Genomic DNA, 17,045 nt, shown 5'->3' on the forward strand with positions numbered 1-17,045 from the left:
TCAGGAAGATAAGGCTGCGCCCTTGTTGCAAAAAGGCAATGGTCGGTGCAATGGGCGCGGGCCGCCAGTGTACCAGCGGCCAATGCTGCCCACACCTTCCAGTTGCAATTGCGCCGGCGCCGGCCTGCAGGGGCGGTCTTCTGCAACGCGATGGGGGCACGCAAAAACGGCTGCCGCGGTGGATGATCGCGGCAGCCGTTGTGCGGGCGTATCAGGCCGGGAGCTGCTTGTGCGGCGCTTCTCCGCCTGCCCCCCGGAAGGGATCAGACGCCCCAGAGGATGTCGTGATTGCCCTTCTGGGCTTCGCGCAGCATGTCCAGCAGCGGATAGGCGCGCGCCGAGAAGCTGACCGGTTCGATCTTTTCGTGGTTGTGGTCGTCGACGTCGGCGTTGTGGTGGGCGTTGACGTCACGCGCCAGTGCTTCGGCCGCTTCATGCGACTTGCTGGCGTTGATCTGCTGTTCCAGCACCGCGATGGCGTCACCGGCCTCGGCGGCGGTGATCACGCCACGGGCGGGGTCCTTGTGCAGCAGGTCCAGGATGGGTTTGGCGTGCGACTCGTACATCACCACATCGGCAGCCGCTTTTGATTTGAATGTGATCAGCATATTTCCTCAGGGTCTTTGAATGAAAACGTTTTTTGGGGCGCCCGCCGGGGGCGGAGCGCTGGAAATGCGCTGCAGACTGCATCCGCATTTCTGCGGGAGTACCCGTTTGGAGTGACGGGCAGGACAAGAATACTCCGGGAGCCGGAATCTTGTCATCCGCCCCGGTCCCGCTCAGGTTGGTTTGAAAGAGCTGAAAAAGGTTTCAATATTTTCTTCGGTGAAGGCCTTTTCCTCTCCCACGATGAGAACCTGGTAGACCCGCCGCTCCCGCACCGCCAGCCGCGCCACCAGCCGCAGGGGACGGCCGCGGGAGACGCCCCGCGCATCGAGGTCCAGCGTGCGCGCCAGGCCCGTGGTCTTGCCCGGCCACAGCGGCGCGCCCTGCGCCTGGCCACCGATATTGTTGAGCAGGGCGGTGCGCATTGCTTCCAATGCCCGGTTGGCCGCGGCCGCGTCGGGCAGCTCGGCCGTACCCACGGCAAAGGTGAGACCATCGACTTCGGCGGCCGTCATGCTCATGTCGACCTTGGGGCCGTCCAGGTCCACCGGGCGCGTCACGCTGGCCGGCTTGGCCGGCAGCAGGACCACGAAATGGGCACCATTGTCGCTGGCCTCGCGCCAGTTGTAGCGGGGTGAGCAGGCCGCCAGGCACAGGCAGGCTACGGACAGCAACAGCAGGACAGGACGAAGGCGGGGCATGAGAAAGGTCCGGAACGGGGAGACGGGCATCATATCAAAGCTGGTTTGCGGCACAGGTGAAGCAAATAGCGCGATTGTCCGATGGCCGTACGGCAATTCTTGCGGTATAAGAACGCATCGAAACGGAACCCTCTCCCGATATGAATCAAGACACCCAAACCGGCCTGCCGGAACTGACCTTGCGCGGAATGCTGCTGGGCGCGCTCATCACCGTGGTCTTCACCGCCTCCAACGTGTATCTCGGGTTGAAGGTCGGCCTGACATTTTCCTCGGCGATCCCTGCTGCGGTGATCTCGATGGCGGTCTTGCGCCTGTTTTCCAATGCCAACATCCTGGAAAACAATATGGTGCAGACCCAGGCCTCGGCCGCCGGCACGCTCTCCTCCATCATCTTCATCCTGCCCGGCCTGGTGATGATGGGCCACTGGCAGGGCTTCCCCTTCCTGCAGACGCTGGGCATCTGCGCCGCCGGCGGCATGCTGGGGGTGATGTTCTCCATCCCGCTGCGCCGGGTGATGGTGGTGCAAAGCGCGCTGCCCTATCCGGAAGGCGTGGCGGCGGCGGAAATCCTGCGCGTAGGCAGCGCCGACGCCGATGGCGGCGAGGAAACCCGGCGCGGCCTGCGTGACATCCTCTTCGGCGGCACGCTGGCAGCAGCGTTCAGCGTGATCGCCAGCGGACTGAAGCTGTTTGCCGAAAGCATCAGCCTCTGGTTTGCCGCCGGTGCTTCGGTGGTCCGCCTGACCATGGGCTTCTCGCTGGCGCTGGTGGGTGCGGGCTACATGATCGGCATCGTCTCCGGCATCGCCATCCTGATCGGCCTGGTGATCGCCTGGGGCGTGGCCGTGCCTTATCTCACCGCCGTGACCCCGCATGCGGCCGATGTCGCCCTGTCGGACTTTGCCAATGGATTGTGGAAGAGCCAGGTGCGCTTCATCGGTGCCGGCATGATCGGCGTGGCCGCAGTGTGGACCCTGGCCACGCTCTTCAAGCCCATGCTGGAAGGCGTCAAGGCCTCGCTGTCGACGCTCTCGCGCCGTCAGCAGGGCAGCACCGAGCGTACCGACCAGGATATGTCCCCGCGCTGGATCATCGCCATCAGCCTGGCCATGATTGCGCTGCTGGCGGTGGTGTTCGCCTCCTTCCTGTCGGACGCACCGGTGTCGCCGGCGCTGTTCATCGGGCTGATCGTCTATGCGGTGGTGTTCGCCTTCGTGTTCGGTTTCCTGGTGGCGGCGGCTTGCGGCTACATGGCCGGACTGATCGGTTCCTCCTCCAGCCCGATCTCGGGCATCGGCATCGTGGCCGTGATCCTGGTGTCGGTGCTGCTGCTGGTCTCGGGCGCGGTCGATCCGCTGCTGGCCACGCCCGAAGGCAGCAAGCTGGCCATCGCGGTGGCGCTGTTCGTCACGGCGGCCATCATTGCGGTGGCGGCCATTGCCAATGACAACCTGCAAGACTTGAAGACCGGCCAGCTGGTCGGTGCCACTCCCTGGCGCCAGCAGGTGGCGCTGCTGGTCGGTTGCGTGGTGGGCGCGCTCATCATCCCGCCGGTGCTGAACCTGCTTTACAACGCCTATGGCTTCACCGGTGCCCTGCCGCGCGCGGGCATGGATGCGGCCCAGGCTCTGGCGGCCCCGCAGGCCACGCTCATGACGGCCATTGCCACCGGCATCTTCACCCGCGAGCTGAACTGGACCATGCTGGGCGTGGGCGTGGCACTGGGCATCGTGCTGATCGTCATCGACTGGCTGCTGGCCCGCCGTGGCGGCGTGGCGCGCTTGCCGGTGCTGGCGGTGGGCATTGGCATCTACCTGCCGCCGATGGTCAGCAGCGCCCTGTTCCTGGGCGCGGTGCTGGGCTGGCTGATCGAACGCGCCCTGCGCCGCCGGGCGCTGGCTGCCGGTGCGGACCCGGAAGCCTATGCCGACAAGCCGCGCCAGCGCGGCATCCTGGTAGCCTCCGGCCTGATCGTGGGCGAGAGTCTGGTCGGCGTGCTGCTGGCCGCCATCATCGGCTTTACCGGCAAGGATGCGCCGCTGGCCGTGGTGTCGGGGGCGTTTGAATCGACCGGGCAGTGGCTGGGCCTGGTTGCGCTGGTGCTGGTGCTGATCGCGTTTGCGCGCCGCATCCTGCCGGCGCGCTAAGACCAGCGGGAATGCGCTGCTGGTGGTGCTTCAGTGCACCCACCAGTAGCGCAGGATATGAAAGAAAATCGGTGCCGAGAAACTGATCGAATCGACCCGGTCCAGCATGCCGCCATGGCCTTCGATCATGGCACCCCAGTCCTTGAGTCCGCGGTCACGCTTGATCGCCGACAGCACGAATCCCCCGAAGAAGCCCAGGATGTTGATGGTCAGCGCCACCAGCGCCGCCTGCCAGACATTGAAGGGCGTGATCCAGTACAGCGCAGCACCGACAGCGGTAGAGGTCAGCACGCCCCCGACCAGGCCTTCCAGCGTCTTGGAAGGGGAAATCTGCGGGGCCAGCTTGCGCTTGCCGAACAGTTTGCCCCACACGTACTGGAACACGTCGCTGGATTGCACCGTCAGCACCAGGAACACGATCAACTGCAGGTTGCGGCCTTCGAATCCCGCGATGGGCAGCGTCAGCAGGGCCGGCACGTGCGAGATGCAGTAGACGCAGATCATCAGCCCCCACTGCACCTTGGCTGCACGCTCCAGGAAGTGCTTGGTATCCGTGGAAAGCGAGGCCGAGATCGGCAGCAGCAGGAAGGCGTAGACCGGGATCAGGATGGAGAACAGCCCATACCAGTCCATCCCGATGAGCACGTACTGCAGCGGCAGGAACACGAAGAAGCACCACAGCAGCGCGCGATGGTCGCCCACGCGCGTGTAGGTGACGGAAATGAATTCACGCAGCGCCTGCAGCGAAATGAAGGCAAACAGCACCACCACGCCGGTCTTGCCGATCCAGAACGCAATGGCCAGCGCGCCGATCATCCACCACCAGGCCTTGATGCGGGCATTGAGATTGTCGATGACGCTGCTGCTGCGTCCGGCCAGGCGCCAGCGCAGCAGGCCACCGACCGAGCTGGCCAGGGCGAGGACGGCGAACACGCCGCCAAACAGGGCGAAGAGGGTATCTTGGGGAGTCATGGTCGTTCGTCGCGGATCATTCGGCCACGGGGGCCAGGGCGAGCAGGGCCTGGCGGGTGCGGGCCAGGAACTGTTCCTTGCTTTCGTCGGGGCGCAGCATCAGGGGCTCGCCGAAGCTGAGGGTGCAGAGCAGCGGCAGCGGCACCAGATGGCCCTTGGGCATGGCCCGGCCGAGGTTTTCGATCCATACCGGCACCAGTTCCACTTCGGGATGCGCGCAGGCCAGGTGATACAGGCCGCTCTTGAAGGGCAGCAGGCCCTCGTCCAGGTTGCGCGTGCCTTCCGGGAACAGGATCAGCGATTCACCACCCGCCAGCACCTGCCCCATCACGCCGATGGGATCGGCGCTACGGCCAGCCTGGCGGTCCACCAGCACACCCCGGAACACCCGATTGATCACATAGCGCCGCACGGCACTCCTGAGCCAGTAGTCCGATCCGGCCACCGGCCGGGTGCGCTTGCGCATGGCGCGCGGCAGCATGCTCCAGACCAGCACGAAATCACCGTGGCTGCGGTGGTTGGGATAGTAGACGCGCAGCTTGCCGGGATCGGGCGCGGCAAACCAGCGGGCGCGCACGCCCGTGAGCACGCGGGCGAAGGTGCAGATGGCGGAGGCGAAGAGGCGGTCGATCAGCATACAAATTCAGTTTTCAAGGATCAGGAAAGGAACAGCAACGCCAGGGTGGCGACCCAGGCCGCACCCTGCAAGGCCAGGCATCGGACCTGATTCTTCACCAGTCGGCGTACCCCGGCGATGCGTTGGGCCAGCGGGCGCGGCACCGCACTGGCCTTGGGGCCCAGGCCGCTGTCTGCGAGGGCCAGGTCAAAGGCGGCCAGGTCGTCCTGCGGTGGATGTCCCTGGTGCCAGCGGCGCGCCCATGAGGTGAAGATGGGGATATCGAAGGCGCAGCGCAGGGCGAAACCGCATTCAGCGATTCCGAAGACGATGGACAGCGCGAGCGCAGCCCAGACGGCAGGGCCGCCCGGATGCCAGACCAGCAGGACCAGCGCGCTGATGCTGAGCAAGCGGCTGGTGTTGTCCAGCGGACGGCTCACGGCCAGGATCGCCAAGGCAATGTCGGCCTGGTGGGCTGCCTGCTGCACAGCGGGCGAGTTTTCAGGCGGGAGGCCTTGATGAGCGGCGTCGTTGGCGGCATCGCTACCGGATCCTTGGCGCAGGTCAGGCATGGCGTTCTCCCTTCAGCAAGTGCTGCTCGACCTCCCGCAGGCGTTCCCGCAGCGCCGCGTTGATGACTACCGTTGGGCGGCGTTCGGCCAATCGCGCAAGAGCAGAGTCCATGTCGGGACAGCGTCCGCTCAGGCACAGCCAGGTCGCCACTGCAGCAGCGCTGCGCGAATAGCCCAGCGCACAGGCCACCAGCACCGGCCCATGGCCGCGCAGCGATTCGATACTGCGGGCGGCTGCCAGCAATTGATCGGGGTCGGGCGCGACCAGATCCAGCCAGGCATGGCCGGCATAAGCCCATGGGCCGCGCGGGGCGGGCAATTCGGCGCAGAGGTCGCACAGGGCGGCGAACGGGCTGGCGCGCAGCTCGGCAGCGCTGGGCAAGCGGCCCAGCCACACATCCCCGGTGATGGCATCAGGCTGCGGACGGCGGCGCGTCCACAGTCGGGCATTGATCCACGCCCCCAATGCATGGGGGGCCAGCAACCAGGCGGCGGCCAGCGAGCGGCGGCCGTCCTGCTTCTGGAAACCGGCGGCACCGGCATGGGTGTAGTTCCATGCAACGATGGCCAGCGACAGGGCCAGCCAGCCCAGCGGGGCGGCGAGGGCGCGCACGGCCACTGCCAGCGCCAGTGCCAGCAAGGCCCCCAGCGCGTAGGCCAGCGCCAGACGCCTGCGGCGCCCACTGCGCTGGCCGCTGCGGCGAAGCGGCGTACCCCCCTCATCCGGCCACAGCCAGAGGCAGAACAAGCCCAGCATGGCACCGGTCGGGAGGTCGATGAAGTGATGCTGCCAGGTCGTCAGCACGGACAGGCCGATCAGCAGCGCCCAGCCGTGGATGACCAGCTGCCAGAACCAGTGGGTGCGCAGCCGGGCGAACTGGACCCAGATCAGCACCAGCAGCGCGATATGCAGCGAGGGGGCCTGGTTGAAGGGCAGGTCGAAGGCCGCCAGTGACGCGAAGAGCGCGCCAAACAGTCCATCGGTGGCCGGCCGCACGAAGGCAAAGCGCAGCGGGAAGGCCAGGAAGCAGGCCACCGCGATCAGCTGCGTCGTCAGCAGCCGCAGCGCATGGCGATCGGTCTCGCGCGGGGTGCGGCAGCACAGGAAGGAAAATCCGTAGAGCAGGTCGATGGACCAATAGGGCAGGATGGTCCAGGGCAGGAAGGGAACATGACGCTCCCAGCCATAGAAGAAGCTGGGCACGCTGGCGCGCGCGGCCGCCGTATGGTTGGCCAAGCCATAGCTGAGGAAGAACAGCGGCCCCAGCAACAGCAGCCATGCCACCCCGCGCTTCCAGGGCAGCGGCGTGGCCGGTGCTGCCGCGGGCAGCAGGCGGTCGGCCTGGCTCATGCAGCCTTGCGCCGGGCCAGCGAGACGGTAAAGATGCCCCACTGGTCGATGCGCTGCTCGATCTTTTCGAACCCCGCCTCGGCCACCAACTGGTCCATCTCGGCTTGCGTGCGGCGGCGCATGACCCAGGCCTGGCCGCCGCGATGGCTGGTCAGGGCGCGGGCGATCAGTTCCAGTTGCGGATGCCAGGGCTGGCCGGTGTAGACCAGATAGCCGCCCGGCGCGATGGCGTCGGCCATTCCGGTCAGGGAGGTGGCCACGGCGTCATTGTCCGGGAACAGTTCGTAGAGGCCGGAGACGATGCCCACTGTCGGGCGCGGCGTGACGGCGGCCAGGCTGGCGCGGTCGAAGGCGTCGCCCTGCACGAAGCGGGCGATGTCGGCCAGGCCCTTGTCGGCAATGAGCGCCGTCCCTTGCTGCACGTTCAGTTCGCTGTAGTCGCGCAGCAGGATGGATTGGGGACGCGGCCCCTGGCCCAGCGCTTCCAGCACGTAGCGGCCGTGGCCGGCGGCGATGTCGAGCACGTGCAGTGGCTGTCCTTGCGCCTGCAGGCGCGCCAGGGCCGTACGCAGCAATTCTTCTACATGCAACTTGCGCTGGCGGATGCCCTTCCAGCCGATCGCCTCCAGATACTGGCGATCGATGGCGCGGCCCAGCGGACCGACGCCTTCGGGGGTATTGCGGTAGACGTAATCGAGCGTGCTGCCCGAATCAAAACCGGTGCGATGCCCCAGCGCCACACCCTTGGAGAGCAGGCCGCCCAGCTTCATGTTGGCGCGGTAACCAGCCCAGTACAGCCCCTTTGGGCTGAGGGCGGGCAGCGCTGCGGACAGCTGGCGCGACTCCTCGAAGGTCGGGCCTTGACGGTGCGACTGGCGCAGGTCCGGACGGGCCCAGGGTTGGGAGAATTGGCGCAGGATGAATTCACGCGCCAGGTCAGTGGCAATCTTGCGGTCCTTCTCGCCGAAGGTGTCGTGATAGAAGCCGGGGAGGACGTGCTTTTCCTTCACTGGTGTGCCCAGACGTGCGAAGAAATCGTGCTGGGGGCCATGGTGCACCACCCAGTCCGCGCCTGAAATGAGCAATTGCGTGGGAATGGTGATGGCCTGGGCATCGGCGACCACGCGTTCGGCCGCTTCATACAGCGCCAGCAGGATGTTCACGGAGATCGGGCGGCTGATCAGCGGATCGCTGTCGTAGGAGGCCTGGCGCTGCCGGTCGTGGGTCAGGTACTTCGCCTTGACGTAGCTGTTGACGAAGAAATTGCCACGCAGCTTCTGCTGCAGGGCCAGTCCCGGGCGGGCGAAGGGAACATAAAGCTTCACCTTGAAGGCGGGCGAGGCCAGTACCAGGCAGCGCACGCGGGGCGCGTAGTCATGCGCCCAGGTCGAGACCAGCACCGCGCCCACGCTCTGGGCCAGCACGGCCATGTCTTCCTCGGCCACCTGCCACTGGTCGCGCAGGTGGTGGATGAAGGTTTGCACGTCCCGCACCGAGTGCGCAAAGCTGGGGGAATAGCCGCGCGGGCCGGGCGAGCGGCCATGGCCGCGCGCATCCCAGGCATAGAAATCGAAATCGGAGAGGCCCAGTTCATCGACCAGGTGCGCCATCCGCCCGCCGTGTTCGTGGCCGCGATGGAACATGACGACTGCGCCGCGCCGCTGCGCGCCGGTGGCCGGCCAGCGGCGATAGAACAGGGATTGGCCATCGTGGGTGGTGAACTGGTGTTCCTGGCAGGATCGTGTCATGGGTGGGAGGCGGCGCGCAGGCCGCTGCGGATGCGGTTGACGATATTGAGGAGGATGGCGGCGATAGCCAGCGGCAGGGCCCAGAAGATCCAGGCGGGGAGGCTGCCGGCCAGTCCCAGCCACAGGCCCAGCGCGCCGAACAGGAAAGCGCGGTCGCTCTTGCCCATGGGGCCGTCGTACTGGCGCGGCGCACCGACCATGGGGCCAAGCGCTCCTGTCATCTCAGACACTGCCGACAGGAAGATCACCCCGCCCACGCTGGCCCAGCCGAACGGGGCCACCAGCGCAAAGGGCAGGTACAGCGCCGCATCGGAGATGACGTCGGTGAGCTCGTTGAGATAGGCCCCCAGTGCTGACTGCTGGCCGAATTCCCGCGCCAGCATGCCATCGACGGCATTGAAGGCCATGCGCAGGAACATCCACAGCGGCAGCAGCAGGAACAGCGCCGGCCGCTGCGGCCCGGCCACGAACAACAGCACGCCCAGTGCCAGCGAGACCAGCATGGCCAGCACGGTCACCGCATTGGCTGTCACGCCGGCCCGGGCCAGGGCGCGCACCATGGGCCGCAAGAGCGCCTGGAAGCGGGGTTTGAGTTGATAGATGCTGATCACGCGGCACCTGCCGCACGGTGGTCGGGAAGGGGAGAGGGCATGGAGGATCGTCCTTGTTGTCGATTCTGATTTGTTATTTGTTGTGTCGGGCGAAGCTCACCTTAGGCAACGCATTGGCGTCTTCTGTTCCCGGCTGATGCGAGCAGAAGTGGAATTCGAGGGAATGAGGGGGGATTTCTCGTCGCTGTTCGAGAGGCGCGTTGACGCAATGTCATCGGCTTGGGGCGACGTTGCAGCGATGCGCCTCGGTGAGCGGATCGCTGCGTCTGGGGAGGGGGAGACGTTCAGCGGCGCTGGGTCAGCATATGCACCGCCAGCCCGGCCAGCACACCGCCCATCAGCCAGCGCTGCAGGCGTTGCCAGCTTGGATGGGTGGCCAGCAGGGCGGAGATGGAGGCGGCCGAGAGCGTGATGACTGCATTCATGCTGATGCCCACGACCAGTTGGGTCAGGCCGAGGGCGAAGGACTGCAGCAGCACGCTGCCGTGGTCGGGCTGGATGAACTGGGGCAGCAGCGAGAGATACATCACCGCGATCTTGGGATTGAGCAGGCTGGTCAACAGCCCCATGCTGAAGAGCTTGCGAGGACTGTCCGGCGGCAGGGCACGTAGTGCAAAGGGTGAGCGGCCGCCCGGCTTGAGGGCTTGCCAGGCCAGGTAGAGCAGGTAGAGCGCACCCGCCAGTCGTAGCGCGTCATACGCCAGGGGCAGGGCCATGAGCAGGGCGCTGATGCCCAGGGCTGTACAGAGCATGTAGAACACCAGCCCCAAGGCGATACCGGCCAGCGAGATCAGGCCGGCCTTGCGACCCTGGCAGACCGAACGCGAGACCAGATAAAGCATGTTGGGACCGGGAGTGAGGACCATGCCCAGGCAGAGGGCGGCGAAGGCCAGCAGGGTGGTGAAACTTGGCATGGCGGGCATCCTCTTTGGATCGGGAGATGGGCGGCACCAGGTAGTGCCGCAAGAACCTCAAGGCTAAAGCCCGGCCTGCCCGCGGAGAAGATACAGACAGTTCGCTGGCAGATCACAACAGAACAACGCCAGGTCCGCCCGCCCTGCCTCAGTCGCCGCCGAACCCCCGTCGATACTGGATAGCCTCGGCCACATGCGCCTGCGTGATCCTGTCGGACCCGGCCAGATCGGCGATCGTGCGCGCCAGTTTCAACACGCGGTGATAGGACCGCGCCGACCAGTTCAGCCGCTGCATGGCGGCCTGCAGCAATTGGGTGGCGGCCTCGTCGTGCTGGCAATGCCGGTCGATTTCGCTGCCACTGAGCAGGCTGTTGGGTTTGCCTTGGCGCAGCCCCTGGCGTTCAAAAGCGCTGGCCACGCGTTGCGCGATCGCAGCACTGGCTTCGCCCGCTTGCTGTGTGGCCAGATCGGCCGGGCTCAGGGCGCTCACGTGCAACTGCATGTCGATCCGGTCCAGGAGCGGACCTGACAGCCGCGCCTGATAGCGCTTGACCAGTTCCGGCGTGCAGCGGCAGCGTCCCGAGGGATCGCCATAGAGCCCGCACGGACAGGGATTCATCGCCGCAATCAACTGGAACCGCGCCGGAAACTGCGCTTGCCGCGCGGCCCGGGAGATGACGATGTGGCCCGATTCCATCGGCTGGCGCAGTACGTCCAGCACGCTGCGCGGATATTCGGCGATCTCGTCCAGGAACAGGACCCCATGATGGGCCAGCGAGATCTCGCCAGGCCGGGGCGTACTGCCGCCTCCCACCAGCGCCACGGCGGAGGCCGTGTGATGCGGTGCCCGGTAAGGCCGCTGGCGCCAGCGGGCGATGTCGAAACCGCCGCTCAAGGATTGCACTGCAGCTGACTCCAGCGCCTCTTCCTGCGTCATCGGCGGCAGGATCCCGGGAAAGCGCGTGGCCAGCATCGACTTGCCCGCGCCCGGCGGGCCCACCAGCAACATGCTGTGCTGGCCCGCTGCCGCCACCTCCATGGCGCGCCGCGCCTGCAATTGCCCCTTGATGTCGCTGAAATCCGGATAGTGCGCCACGCTGCTGGCCGGCTGCGGCTCATGCCGCTGCAGGCGGCCTGCGGGATCGCGGCTGCTGAAATGGGTGCAGACCTCCAACAAGGAGCCCGCCGGCAGGATTTGTACCTGCGGCACCAGTGCGGCTTCGTCCGCATTGGCGGCCGGCAGGATGAAGCTGCGCGCAGGAGGGCCCTCGCCCTCGCTATCACGCTGCATGGCGCAGGTCATGGCCAGGGCGCCGCGGATGGGCAGCAACTGGCCTGACAGCGAGAGCTCGCCCGCATATTCATGCGCATCGAGCCGGTCGGCCGGGATCTGTTCGGAGGCCGCCAGGATGCCCAGGGCGATGGCCAGGTCGAATCGCCCGGATTCCTTGGGCAGGTCGGCCGGCGCCAGGTTGACCGTGATGCGGCGGGCAGGGAAGTCGAACCGGGCGTTCTGCAGCGCCGCCCGGACGCGGTCACGGGCTTCCTTCACCTCAGCTTCGGGGAGCCCGACGATGGTGAAGGCCGGCAAGCCATTGGCCAGATGCACCTCGACCGTGACCGGCGGGGCGCTCATGCCGGCCAGGGCGCGGCTGCGCAAGACCGCCAGGCTCATCGCAATGCGCCTGGCAGCTCGTCAGAAGAAAGAAGGGAAGGGGGAGGGAAAGAGAAAAGTGTCTGGGCCAGGATCATGGAGTCTGTTTTTGCTGAGCCTCAAGCTCGGCAACACGCGCTTCCAGCGCCTCCAGGCGGGCACGGGTCTTGGCCAGCACCTGGGCCTGGACGTCGAATTCCTCGCGCGTGACCAGGTCCAGCTTGGCAAAACCCTGACTCAGCATGGCCTTGACGTTCTTCTCGATGTCCTTGGCCGGAGAGTTCTCGATCGCCTTGTTGATCTTGGATTGCAGGTCTTCAAAAAATGGGGGCTTGTCCATGTCGGATCTCCTTGGCAGATAGCTGTACTGCAAGTTTAGCGGTTTCCCGCCCATCCTCAAACCGCGATGTCCTGTGTAGACCGCATTTTTGTGCACAGGTGCCGGATTAAGGCTGAATTTTCCTTCGGGAAATGCGCCGACTTGGTGATCCGGGAGGGGCCCGCCGCCCGCGCACCAAAATGTGTTTGCCGCGTTCGATGCAGGTTTGACAAAAAACAAGGAATATCGCACCAATGGCGTGCATTTCCCTGGCTCATGCACTATTTTGAAGCTGATCTCGAAAAAAATCGTTGCAAATCTCTGGTTTCACGCGAAAACACAAGTCTGCCTTGCCGAAAGGACATGGCACGGCTCCTGCTAAAGGTTGGGGGCAAAGATAAAAAAGACTTTATTGTTCAAACATAAACCAGAGGGAAAGTCATGAAGAAACTGATTCTTGCAACAGCCATCGCAGCATCCTTCGTTTCTACCGTGGCCCGCGCAGAGGACGCCAAGCCGGACAATGAATTGACCTTCAACGCCGCCGTGGTGAGCGAATATCGCTACCGTGGCCTGACCCAGACCCGCTTCGACCCGGCCCTGCAGGTTGGCGCTGACTACACGCACAACCCGACCGGTCTGTACGCCGGTACCTGGCTGTCCAACATCAAGTGGATCAAGGATGCGGGCACCCTGGCCGGTACCGACACCAAGGGCAACGTCGAATGGGACATCTACGGCGGCAAGCGCGGTGACATCGGCGGCGGCTTCACCTATGACGTCGGCGGCCTGTACTACTACTACCCTGGCAACAACCTGGACAAGGTCGCCAAGAACGCCAATACCTTCGAACTCTATGGCCAGGTCGGCTATGGCCCTGCCTACTTCAAGTATTCGCAGGCCCTGACCAACCTCTTCGGCACGCCCAACAGCAAGTACAGCCAGTACTTCGACCTGGGTGCCAACATCGAAACCTACTACGGCATCATGCTGGGCCTGCACCTCGGTCACCAGAGCGTGCGCGGCAACCCCAACCAGCTGAGCTACAACGACTGGAAGATCGGCCTGTCCAAGACCTTCGATGACGCAGCCGGTATCACCCTGGGCGTGGCCTACGTGGGTACCGACCTCAAGGATGGCATCTCCACCACCCCGGCATCGGATGGTTCCAAGAACGTCGGCAAGAACGGTCTCGTCTTCTCCATCAGCAAAACTTTCTAACAAGAGGTTCGTATGAAACTGATCACTGCGATCATCAAACCCTTCAAGCTGGATGAGGTGCGCGAAGCTCTCTCCGCGATCGGGGTGCAAGGCATCACCGTGACTGAAGTCAAGGGCTTCGGTCGTCAGAAAGGCCATACCGAGCTGTACCGCGGTGCCGAGTATGTGGTCGATTTCCTGCCCAAGACCAAGATCGAGGCTGCCGTTGACGACGCCATCGTCGAACGCGCCCTGGAAGCCATCGAGACCGCCGCTCGTACCGGCAAGATCGGCGACGGCAAGATCTTCGTCCAGGATCTGCTGGATGTGATCCGTATCCGTACCGGCGAAACCGGCAAAGACGCTCTGTAAAAAAGGGGAATTCTAATGAGCATGAAGAAAATGTTTTCCGGCGCGCTCGCCATTGGCGCGCTGTTGTTGGCGGTAGGCTTTACCGCTCCGGCCCAGGCGCAGGACGCGCCCAAGCCTGAAGCTGCAGCGGCCACCGCCGCTGCCCCGGCCGCAGCCGCTCCGGCTGCGCCCAAGGCTGAGGCCGCCGCCCCGGCTGCTGCTGCACCTGCTGCGCCGGCCGCTGCTGCTGCCGCGCCGGCTCCTGTCCCCAACAAGGGCGATACCGCCTGGATGCTGGTCTGTACCGCTTTCGTCATCCTGATGACCCTGCCGGGCCTGGGCCTGTTCTACGGCGGCCTGGTGCGCAGCAAGAACATGCTGTCGGTGCTGATGCAGTGCTTCATGATCTTCTCGCTGATCTACATCCTGTGGTTCGTCTACGGCTACAGCATCGCGTTCACCGAGGGCAATGCCTTCTTCGGTGGCTTCGATCGCCTGTTCCTGCACGGCCTGACCGGTGACTCCAACACCGGCACCTTCAGCAAGGGCGTGGTCATTCCGGAACTGGTCTTCGTCGCCTTCCAGGGTGCGTTTGCCGCCATCACCGTGGCGCTGATCATCGGTTCCTTCGCCGAGCGCGTGAAGTTCTCCGCCGTGATCCTGTTCTCGATCCTGTGGTTCACCTTCTCCTATCTGCCCATGGCCCACATGGTCTGGTTCTGGCCGGGTCCGGACGCCTTCACCGATACCGCCGCCGCTGAAAAGGCGACCGCCGTCTCGGGCTGGCTGTTCCAGAAGGGCGCGCTGGACTTCGCTGGTGGCACCGTGGTGCACATCAACGCCGCCATCGCTGGCCTGGTCGGTTCCTACGTGATCGGCAAGCGTATCGGTTTCGGCAAGGAAGCCTTCAAGCCGCATAGCCTGACCCTGACCATGGTTGGTGCCTCGCTGCTGTGGTTCGGCTGGTTCGGCTTCAACGCCGGCTCGGCCCTGGAAGCCAACGGCAGCGCCGCCCTGGCCTTCGTCAACACCATCCTGGCCACTGCTGCCGCGGTCCTGTCCTGGAGCTTCGGCGAATGGATCGGCAAGGGCAAGCCGTCCATGCTGGGTGCTGCTTCGGGTGCCGTTGCCGGCCTGGTGGCCATCACCCCGGCGGCGGGCTTCGTGGGCGTCATCGGCGCCGTGGTCATGGGCCTGCTGGCCGGCCTGCTGTGCCTGTGGGGCGTGAGCGGCCTCAAGAAGATCCTGGGTTCGGACGATGCGCTGGACGTCTTCGGCGTGCACGGCGTGGGCGGCATCCTGGGTGCCATCCTGACCGGCGTGTTCGCAGCCCCCAGCCTGGGCGGCACCGGCATCTACGATTACGTCACCAATGCCGTCGCTCCGGATTACTCCATCGGCGGCCAGGTCTGGATCCAGTTCCAGGGCGTGCTGACCACCGTGATCCTGTCGGGTGTGGTCTCCTTCATCGCCTACAAGATCGTCGACGTCGTCATCGGCCTGCGTGTGACCGAGGAAGAAGAACGCGAAGGCCTGGATATCTCCAGCCACGGCGAATCGGCCTACCACTAAGCATCTGCCGTACTGAGTCTGCAGTATTCCTTCGGGGCTGGAAACGGCCTCTTTATAAGGCGCCTTCGGGCGCCTTTTTTCATTTGCAGACGCAAAAGAGTGAAGAGGAGCGCATACTTGTCACATCGCCAAGTTGTCGTTTTTTGGCCATTTCCTTCAGGTAAAACGGTTTCCTGATGCATTGCCGCGTCGGAGGCGGATAATTCCCGAGTATTTGAGTCGGGCTCTTTAAAATGCCGCCATCATCGCCATGTGAACACTCCCAGCCACGCCTTCGCAGCGACCGTGGCGGGGTCCAGGTTTTGCTGAAATGGCAACAGCGGCGTCTACTGCGTTGCAACACGGTTTCAGGAATCCGCTAAAATCGACACTCGCTGCCGGCATTTACATATCGTTAAGGTCTTTTATGGTCCCGCATCTCGTCACCGCTCTGAATGGTCCCCTGCTGGAGCTGGAGAAGAAAATCCTGGGTGCCACGCCGGCCATCGAACGCTGGTTCCGCATGGAGTGGCAGGAGCACACGCCACCCTTCTATTGCTCGGTGGACCTGCGCAACGCCGGTTTCAAGCTGGCACCGGTCGATACCAACCTGTTCCCGGGCGGCTTCAACAACCTCTCGCCGGAAATGCTGCCGCTGGCGGTGCAAGCGGCCATGGCGGCCATCGAGAAATACTGCCCGGATGCCCGCAACCTGCTGCTGATCCCGGAAACCCAGCCCGGCAATACCTTCTACCTGCAGAACATCGGCCGGCTGATGCAGATCTTCCGCCAGACCGGCCTGAACGTACGCCTGGGGACACTGGCACAGGGTTCAACAAAGCCGCAGCAGATCGAACTGCCCGATGGCACCCACATCACGCTGGAGCCGCTTGAGCGCTCGGCCAACGGCCGCCGCCTGGGCTTGAAGAACTTCGATCCCTGTACGGTGCTGCTCAACAATGACCTCTCCAGCGGCATCCCCTCGGTGCTGGAAGGCCTGCATGAACAAAGCGTCCTGCCGCCGCTGCACGCGGGCTGGGCGCTGCGCCGCAAGAGCAACCACTTTGCCGCCTACGATGAAGTGGTGAAGAAGTTTTCCAAAATGGTCGAGGTCGACCCCTGGATGCTCAACCCGCTCTTCGCCAAGGTCAGCGATATCGACTTCCAGGACAACACGGGTACCGACGCGCTGGCCGACAGCGTCTCCTCGCTGCTGTCGAAGATCCGCAAGAAGTACAAGGAATACGGCATCAAGGAACAACCCTTCGTGTTCATCAAGGCCAATGCCGGCACCTATGGCATGGGCATCATGGCGGTCAAGGATGCCAGCGAGATCAAGGACCTCAACCGCAAGCAGCGCACCGGCATGCTGGCCGGCAAGGAAGGCCTGGAAGTCTCGGAAGTGATCGTGCAGGAAGGCGTGCACTCCTTCGAGCGCATCAACCAGGCCGTGGCCGAGCCGGTGGTCTACATGATCGACCGCTATGTAGTGGGCGGTTTCTACCGTGTGCACGCCGAGCGTGGCGTGAACGAAAACCTCAACGCCCCCGGTGCGCATTTCGTGCCGCTGGCCTTCGCCCAGCAGCATGCCCTGCCTGACATGCATGCCAAGCCGGGCACGGCCGCGCCCAACCGTTTCTACATGTATGGCGTGGTGGCGCGACTGGCGCTGCTGGCGGCCTCGGTGGAAATGGAAAAGACCGACCCCAACCCGGAAGTTTATTAATATCGC

General features: G+C 64.6%; 16 protein-coding genes. 5 read left to right on the forward strand and 11 right to left on the reverse strand.

Features of this window, described 5'->3' with window-relative positions:
- Positions 1–263 precede the first annotated feature (263 nt).
- Both ACLRDN_RS00395 and ACLRDN_RS00400 read right to left on the reverse strand, forming a co-directional pair.
- Positions 264–608 (reverse strand): DUF1840 domain-containing protein, encoded by a 345-nt coding sequence (locus tag ACLRDN_RS00395; protein ID WP_413458535.1) that lies wholly within the window; start codon positions 606–608, stop codon positions 264–266.
- Positions 609–779: 171 nt separating this feature from the next.
- Positions 780–1,307: a hypothetical protein gene (locus tag ACLRDN_RS00400; RefSeq protein ID WP_413458536.1), complete on the reverse strand. Its 528-nt coding sequence runs from the start codon at positions 1,305–1,307 to the stop codon at positions 780–782.
- A gap of 140 nt (positions 1,308–1,447) precedes the next feature.
- Here ACLRDN_RS00400 and ACLRDN_RS00405 point away from each other — a divergent pair, with 140 nt between their 5' ends.
- The gene (locus tag ACLRDN_RS00405) at positions 1,448–3,454 is read left to right on the forward strand and encodes an OPT family oligopeptide transporter (RefSeq protein WP_413458537.1); all 2,007 of its coding nucleotides are present in this window, start codon (positions 1,448–1,450) and stop codon (positions 3,452–3,454) included.
- 30 nt (positions 3,455–3,484) lie between these two features.
- Here ACLRDN_RS00405 and ACLRDN_RS00410 read toward each other — a convergent pair whose 3' ends face one another.
- The 9 genes from ACLRDN_RS00410 to ACLRDN_RS00450 all read right to left on the reverse strand — a co-directional run bounded on the left by ACLRDN_RS00410 (position 3,485) and on the right by ACLRDN_RS00450 (position 12,232).
- Positions 3,485–4,426 carry a phosphatidate cytidylyltransferase gene (locus tag ACLRDN_RS00410; RefSeq protein WP_088757186.1) on the reverse strand — a complete coding sequence of 314 codons (942 nt, stop codon included), beginning with the start codon at positions 4,424–4,426 and terminating at the stop codon, positions 3,485–3,487.
- Positions 4,427–4,442: 16 nt separating this feature from the next.
- Positions 4,443–5,063 (reverse strand): lysophospholipid acyltransferase family protein, encoded by a 621-nt coding sequence (locus ACLRDN_RS00415; RefSeq protein ID WP_413458538.1) that lies wholly within the window; start codon positions 5,061–5,063, stop codon positions 4,443–4,445.
- Between the two features lie 20 nt (positions 5,064–5,083).
- The gene (locus tag ACLRDN_RS00420) at positions 5,084–5,614 is read right to left on the reverse strand and encodes a hypothetical protein (protein ID WP_413458539.1); all 531 of its coding nucleotides are present in this window, start codon (positions 5,612–5,614) and stop codon (positions 5,084–5,086) included.
- Positions 5,607–6,965: a phosphatase PAP2/dual specificity phosphatase family protein gene (locus tag ACLRDN_RS00425; protein ID WP_413458540.1), complete on the reverse strand. Its 1,359-nt coding sequence runs from the start codon at positions 6,963–6,965 to the stop codon at positions 5,607–5,609. Before ACLRDN_RS00425 ends, ACLRDN_RS00420 begins: the two co-directional genes overlap by 8 nt.
- Positions 6,962–8,713 carry a bifunctional alpha/beta hydrolase/class I SAM-dependent methyltransferase gene (locus tag ACLRDN_RS00430; protein ID WP_413458541.1) on the reverse strand — a complete coding sequence of 584 codons (1,752 nt, stop codon included), beginning with the start codon at positions 8,711–8,713 and terminating at the stop codon, positions 6,962–6,964. The genes ACLRDN_RS00425 and ACLRDN_RS00430 overlap by 4 nt, the downstream gene beginning before the upstream one ends.
- Positions 8,710–9,324 (reverse strand): CDP-alcohol phosphatidyltransferase family protein, encoded by a 615-nt coding sequence (locus ACLRDN_RS00435; protein ID WP_413458542.1) that lies wholly within the window; start codon positions 9,322–9,324, stop codon positions 8,710–8,712. The genes ACLRDN_RS00430 and ACLRDN_RS00435 overlap by 4 nt, the downstream gene beginning before the upstream one ends.
- A 284-nt stretch (positions 9,325–9,608) precedes the next feature.
- Complete coding sequence (locus tag ACLRDN_RS00440) at positions 9,609–10,238, reverse strand: LysE family translocator (protein ID WP_413458543.1); 630 nt, start codon at positions 10,236–10,238, stop codon at positions 9,609–9,611.
- A gap of 148 nt (positions 10,239–10,386) precedes the next feature.
- Positions 10,387–11,913, reverse strand: a complete 1,527-nt coding sequence (locus ACLRDN_RS00445) for a YifB family Mg chelatase-like AAA ATPase (protein WP_413458544.1) — start codon at positions 11,911–11,913, stop codon at positions 10,387–10,389.
- Between the two features lie 73 nt (positions 11,914–11,986).
- A complete protein-coding gene (locus ACLRDN_RS00450; protein WP_008334075.1) occupies positions 11,987–12,232 on the reverse strand; it encodes an accessory factor UbiK family protein in 246 nt (81 codons plus the stop codon).
- Between the two features lie 420 nt (positions 12,233–12,652).
- Between ACLRDN_RS00450 and ACLRDN_RS00455 the strand changes: the two genes are divergently transcribed.
- The 4 genes from ACLRDN_RS00455 to gshA all read left to right on the forward strand — a co-directional run bounded on the left by ACLRDN_RS00455 (position 12,653) and on the right by gshA (position 17,039).
- A complete protein-coding gene (locus ACLRDN_RS00455; protein ID WP_413458545.1) occupies positions 12,653–13,432 on the forward strand; it encodes a TorF family putative porin in 780 nt (259 codons plus the stop codon).
- Positions 13,433–13,444: 12 nt separating this feature from the next.
- Positions 13,445–13,783 (forward strand): P-II family nitrogen regulator, encoded by a 339-nt coding sequence (locus ACLRDN_RS00460; RefSeq protein ID WP_006713297.1) that lies wholly within the window; start codon positions 13,445–13,447, stop codon positions 13,781–13,783.
- A gap of 15 nt (positions 13,784–13,798) precedes the next feature.
- Entirely contained in the window at positions 13,799–15,334 is a 1,536-nt protein-coding gene (locus ACLRDN_RS00465) for an ammonium transporter (protein ID WP_413458546.1), read from the forward strand.
- A gap of 406 nt (positions 15,335–15,740) precedes the next feature.
- Positions 15,741–17,039, forward strand: coding sequence for a glutamate--cysteine ligase (gshA, locus tag ACLRDN_RS00470; RefSeq protein ID WP_413458547.1), 1,299 nt, complete (start codon positions 15,741–15,743; stop codon positions 17,037–17,039).
- Positions 17,040–17,045 lie beyond the last annotated feature (6 nt).

This window comes from Herbaspirillum huttiense, assembly GCF_047300815.1.
GTDB lineage: Bacteria > Pseudomonadota > Gammaproteobacteria > Burkholderiales > Burkholderiaceae_D > Herbaspirillum > Herbaspirillum huttiense_A.

Bases quoted from the DNA above. Each gene is read 5' to 3' on its own strand.
- ACLRDN_RS00440 (WP_413458543.1), bottom strand. From the start codon at position 10,238: ATGCCAAGTTTCACCACCCTGCTGGCCTTCGCCGCCCTCTGCCTGGGC.
- gshA (WP_413458547.1), top strand. From the start codon at position 15,741: ATGGTCCCGCATCTCGTCACCGCTCTGAATGGTCCCCTGCTGGAGCTG.
- ACLRDN_RS00405 (WP_413458537.1), top strand. From the start codon at position 1,448: ATGAATCAAGACACCCAAACCGGCCTGCCGGAACTGACCTTGCGCGGA.
- ACLRDN_RS00395 (WP_413458535.1), bottom strand. From the start codon at position 608: ATGCTGATCACATTCAAATCAAAAGCGGCTGCCGATGTGGTGATGTAC.
- ACLRDN_RS00415 (WP_413458538.1), bottom strand. From the start codon at position 5,063: ATGCTGATCGACCGCCTCTTCGCCTCCGCCATCTGCACCTTCGCCCGC.
- ACLRDN_RS00465 (WP_413458546.1), top strand. From the start codon at position 13,799: ATGAGCATGAAGAAAATGTTTTCCGGCGCGCTCGCCATTGGCGCGCTG.
- ACLRDN_RS00420 (WP_413458539.1), bottom strand. From the start codon at position 5,614: ATGCCTGACCTGCGCCAAGGATCCGGTAGCGATGCCGCCAACGACGCC.
- ACLRDN_RS00455 (WP_413458545.1), top strand. From the start codon at position 12,653: ATGAAGAAACTGATTCTTGCAACAGCCATCGCAGCATCCTTCGTTTCT.
- ACLRDN_RS00460 (WP_006713297.1), top strand. From the start codon at position 13,445: ATGAAACTGATCACTGCGATCATCAAACCCTTCAAGCTGGATGAGGTG.
- ACLRDN_RS00430 (WP_413458541.1), bottom strand. From the start codon at position 8,713: ATGACACGATCCTGCCAGGAACACCAGTTCACCACCCACGATGGCCAA.
- ACLRDN_RS00445 (WP_413458544.1), bottom strand. From the start codon at position 11,913: ATGAGCCTGGCGGTCTTGCGCAGCCGCGCCCTGGCCGGCATGAGCGCC.
- ACLRDN_RS00425 (WP_413458540.1), bottom strand. From the start codon at position 6,965: ATGAGCCAGGCCGACCGCCTGCTGCCCGCGGCAGCACCGGCCACGCCG.
- ACLRDN_RS00450 (WP_008334075.1), bottom strand. From the start codon at position 12,232: ATGGACAAGCCCCCATTTTTTGAAGACCTGCAATCCAAGATCAACAAG.
- ACLRDN_RS00400 (WP_413458536.1), bottom strand. From the start codon at position 1,307: ATGCCCCGCCTTCGTCCTGTCCTGCTGTTGCTGTCCGTAGCCTGCCTG.
- ACLRDN_RS00410 (WP_088757186.1), bottom strand. From the start codon at position 4,426: ATGACTCCCCAAGATACCCTCTTCGCCCTGTTTGGCGGCGTGTTCGCC.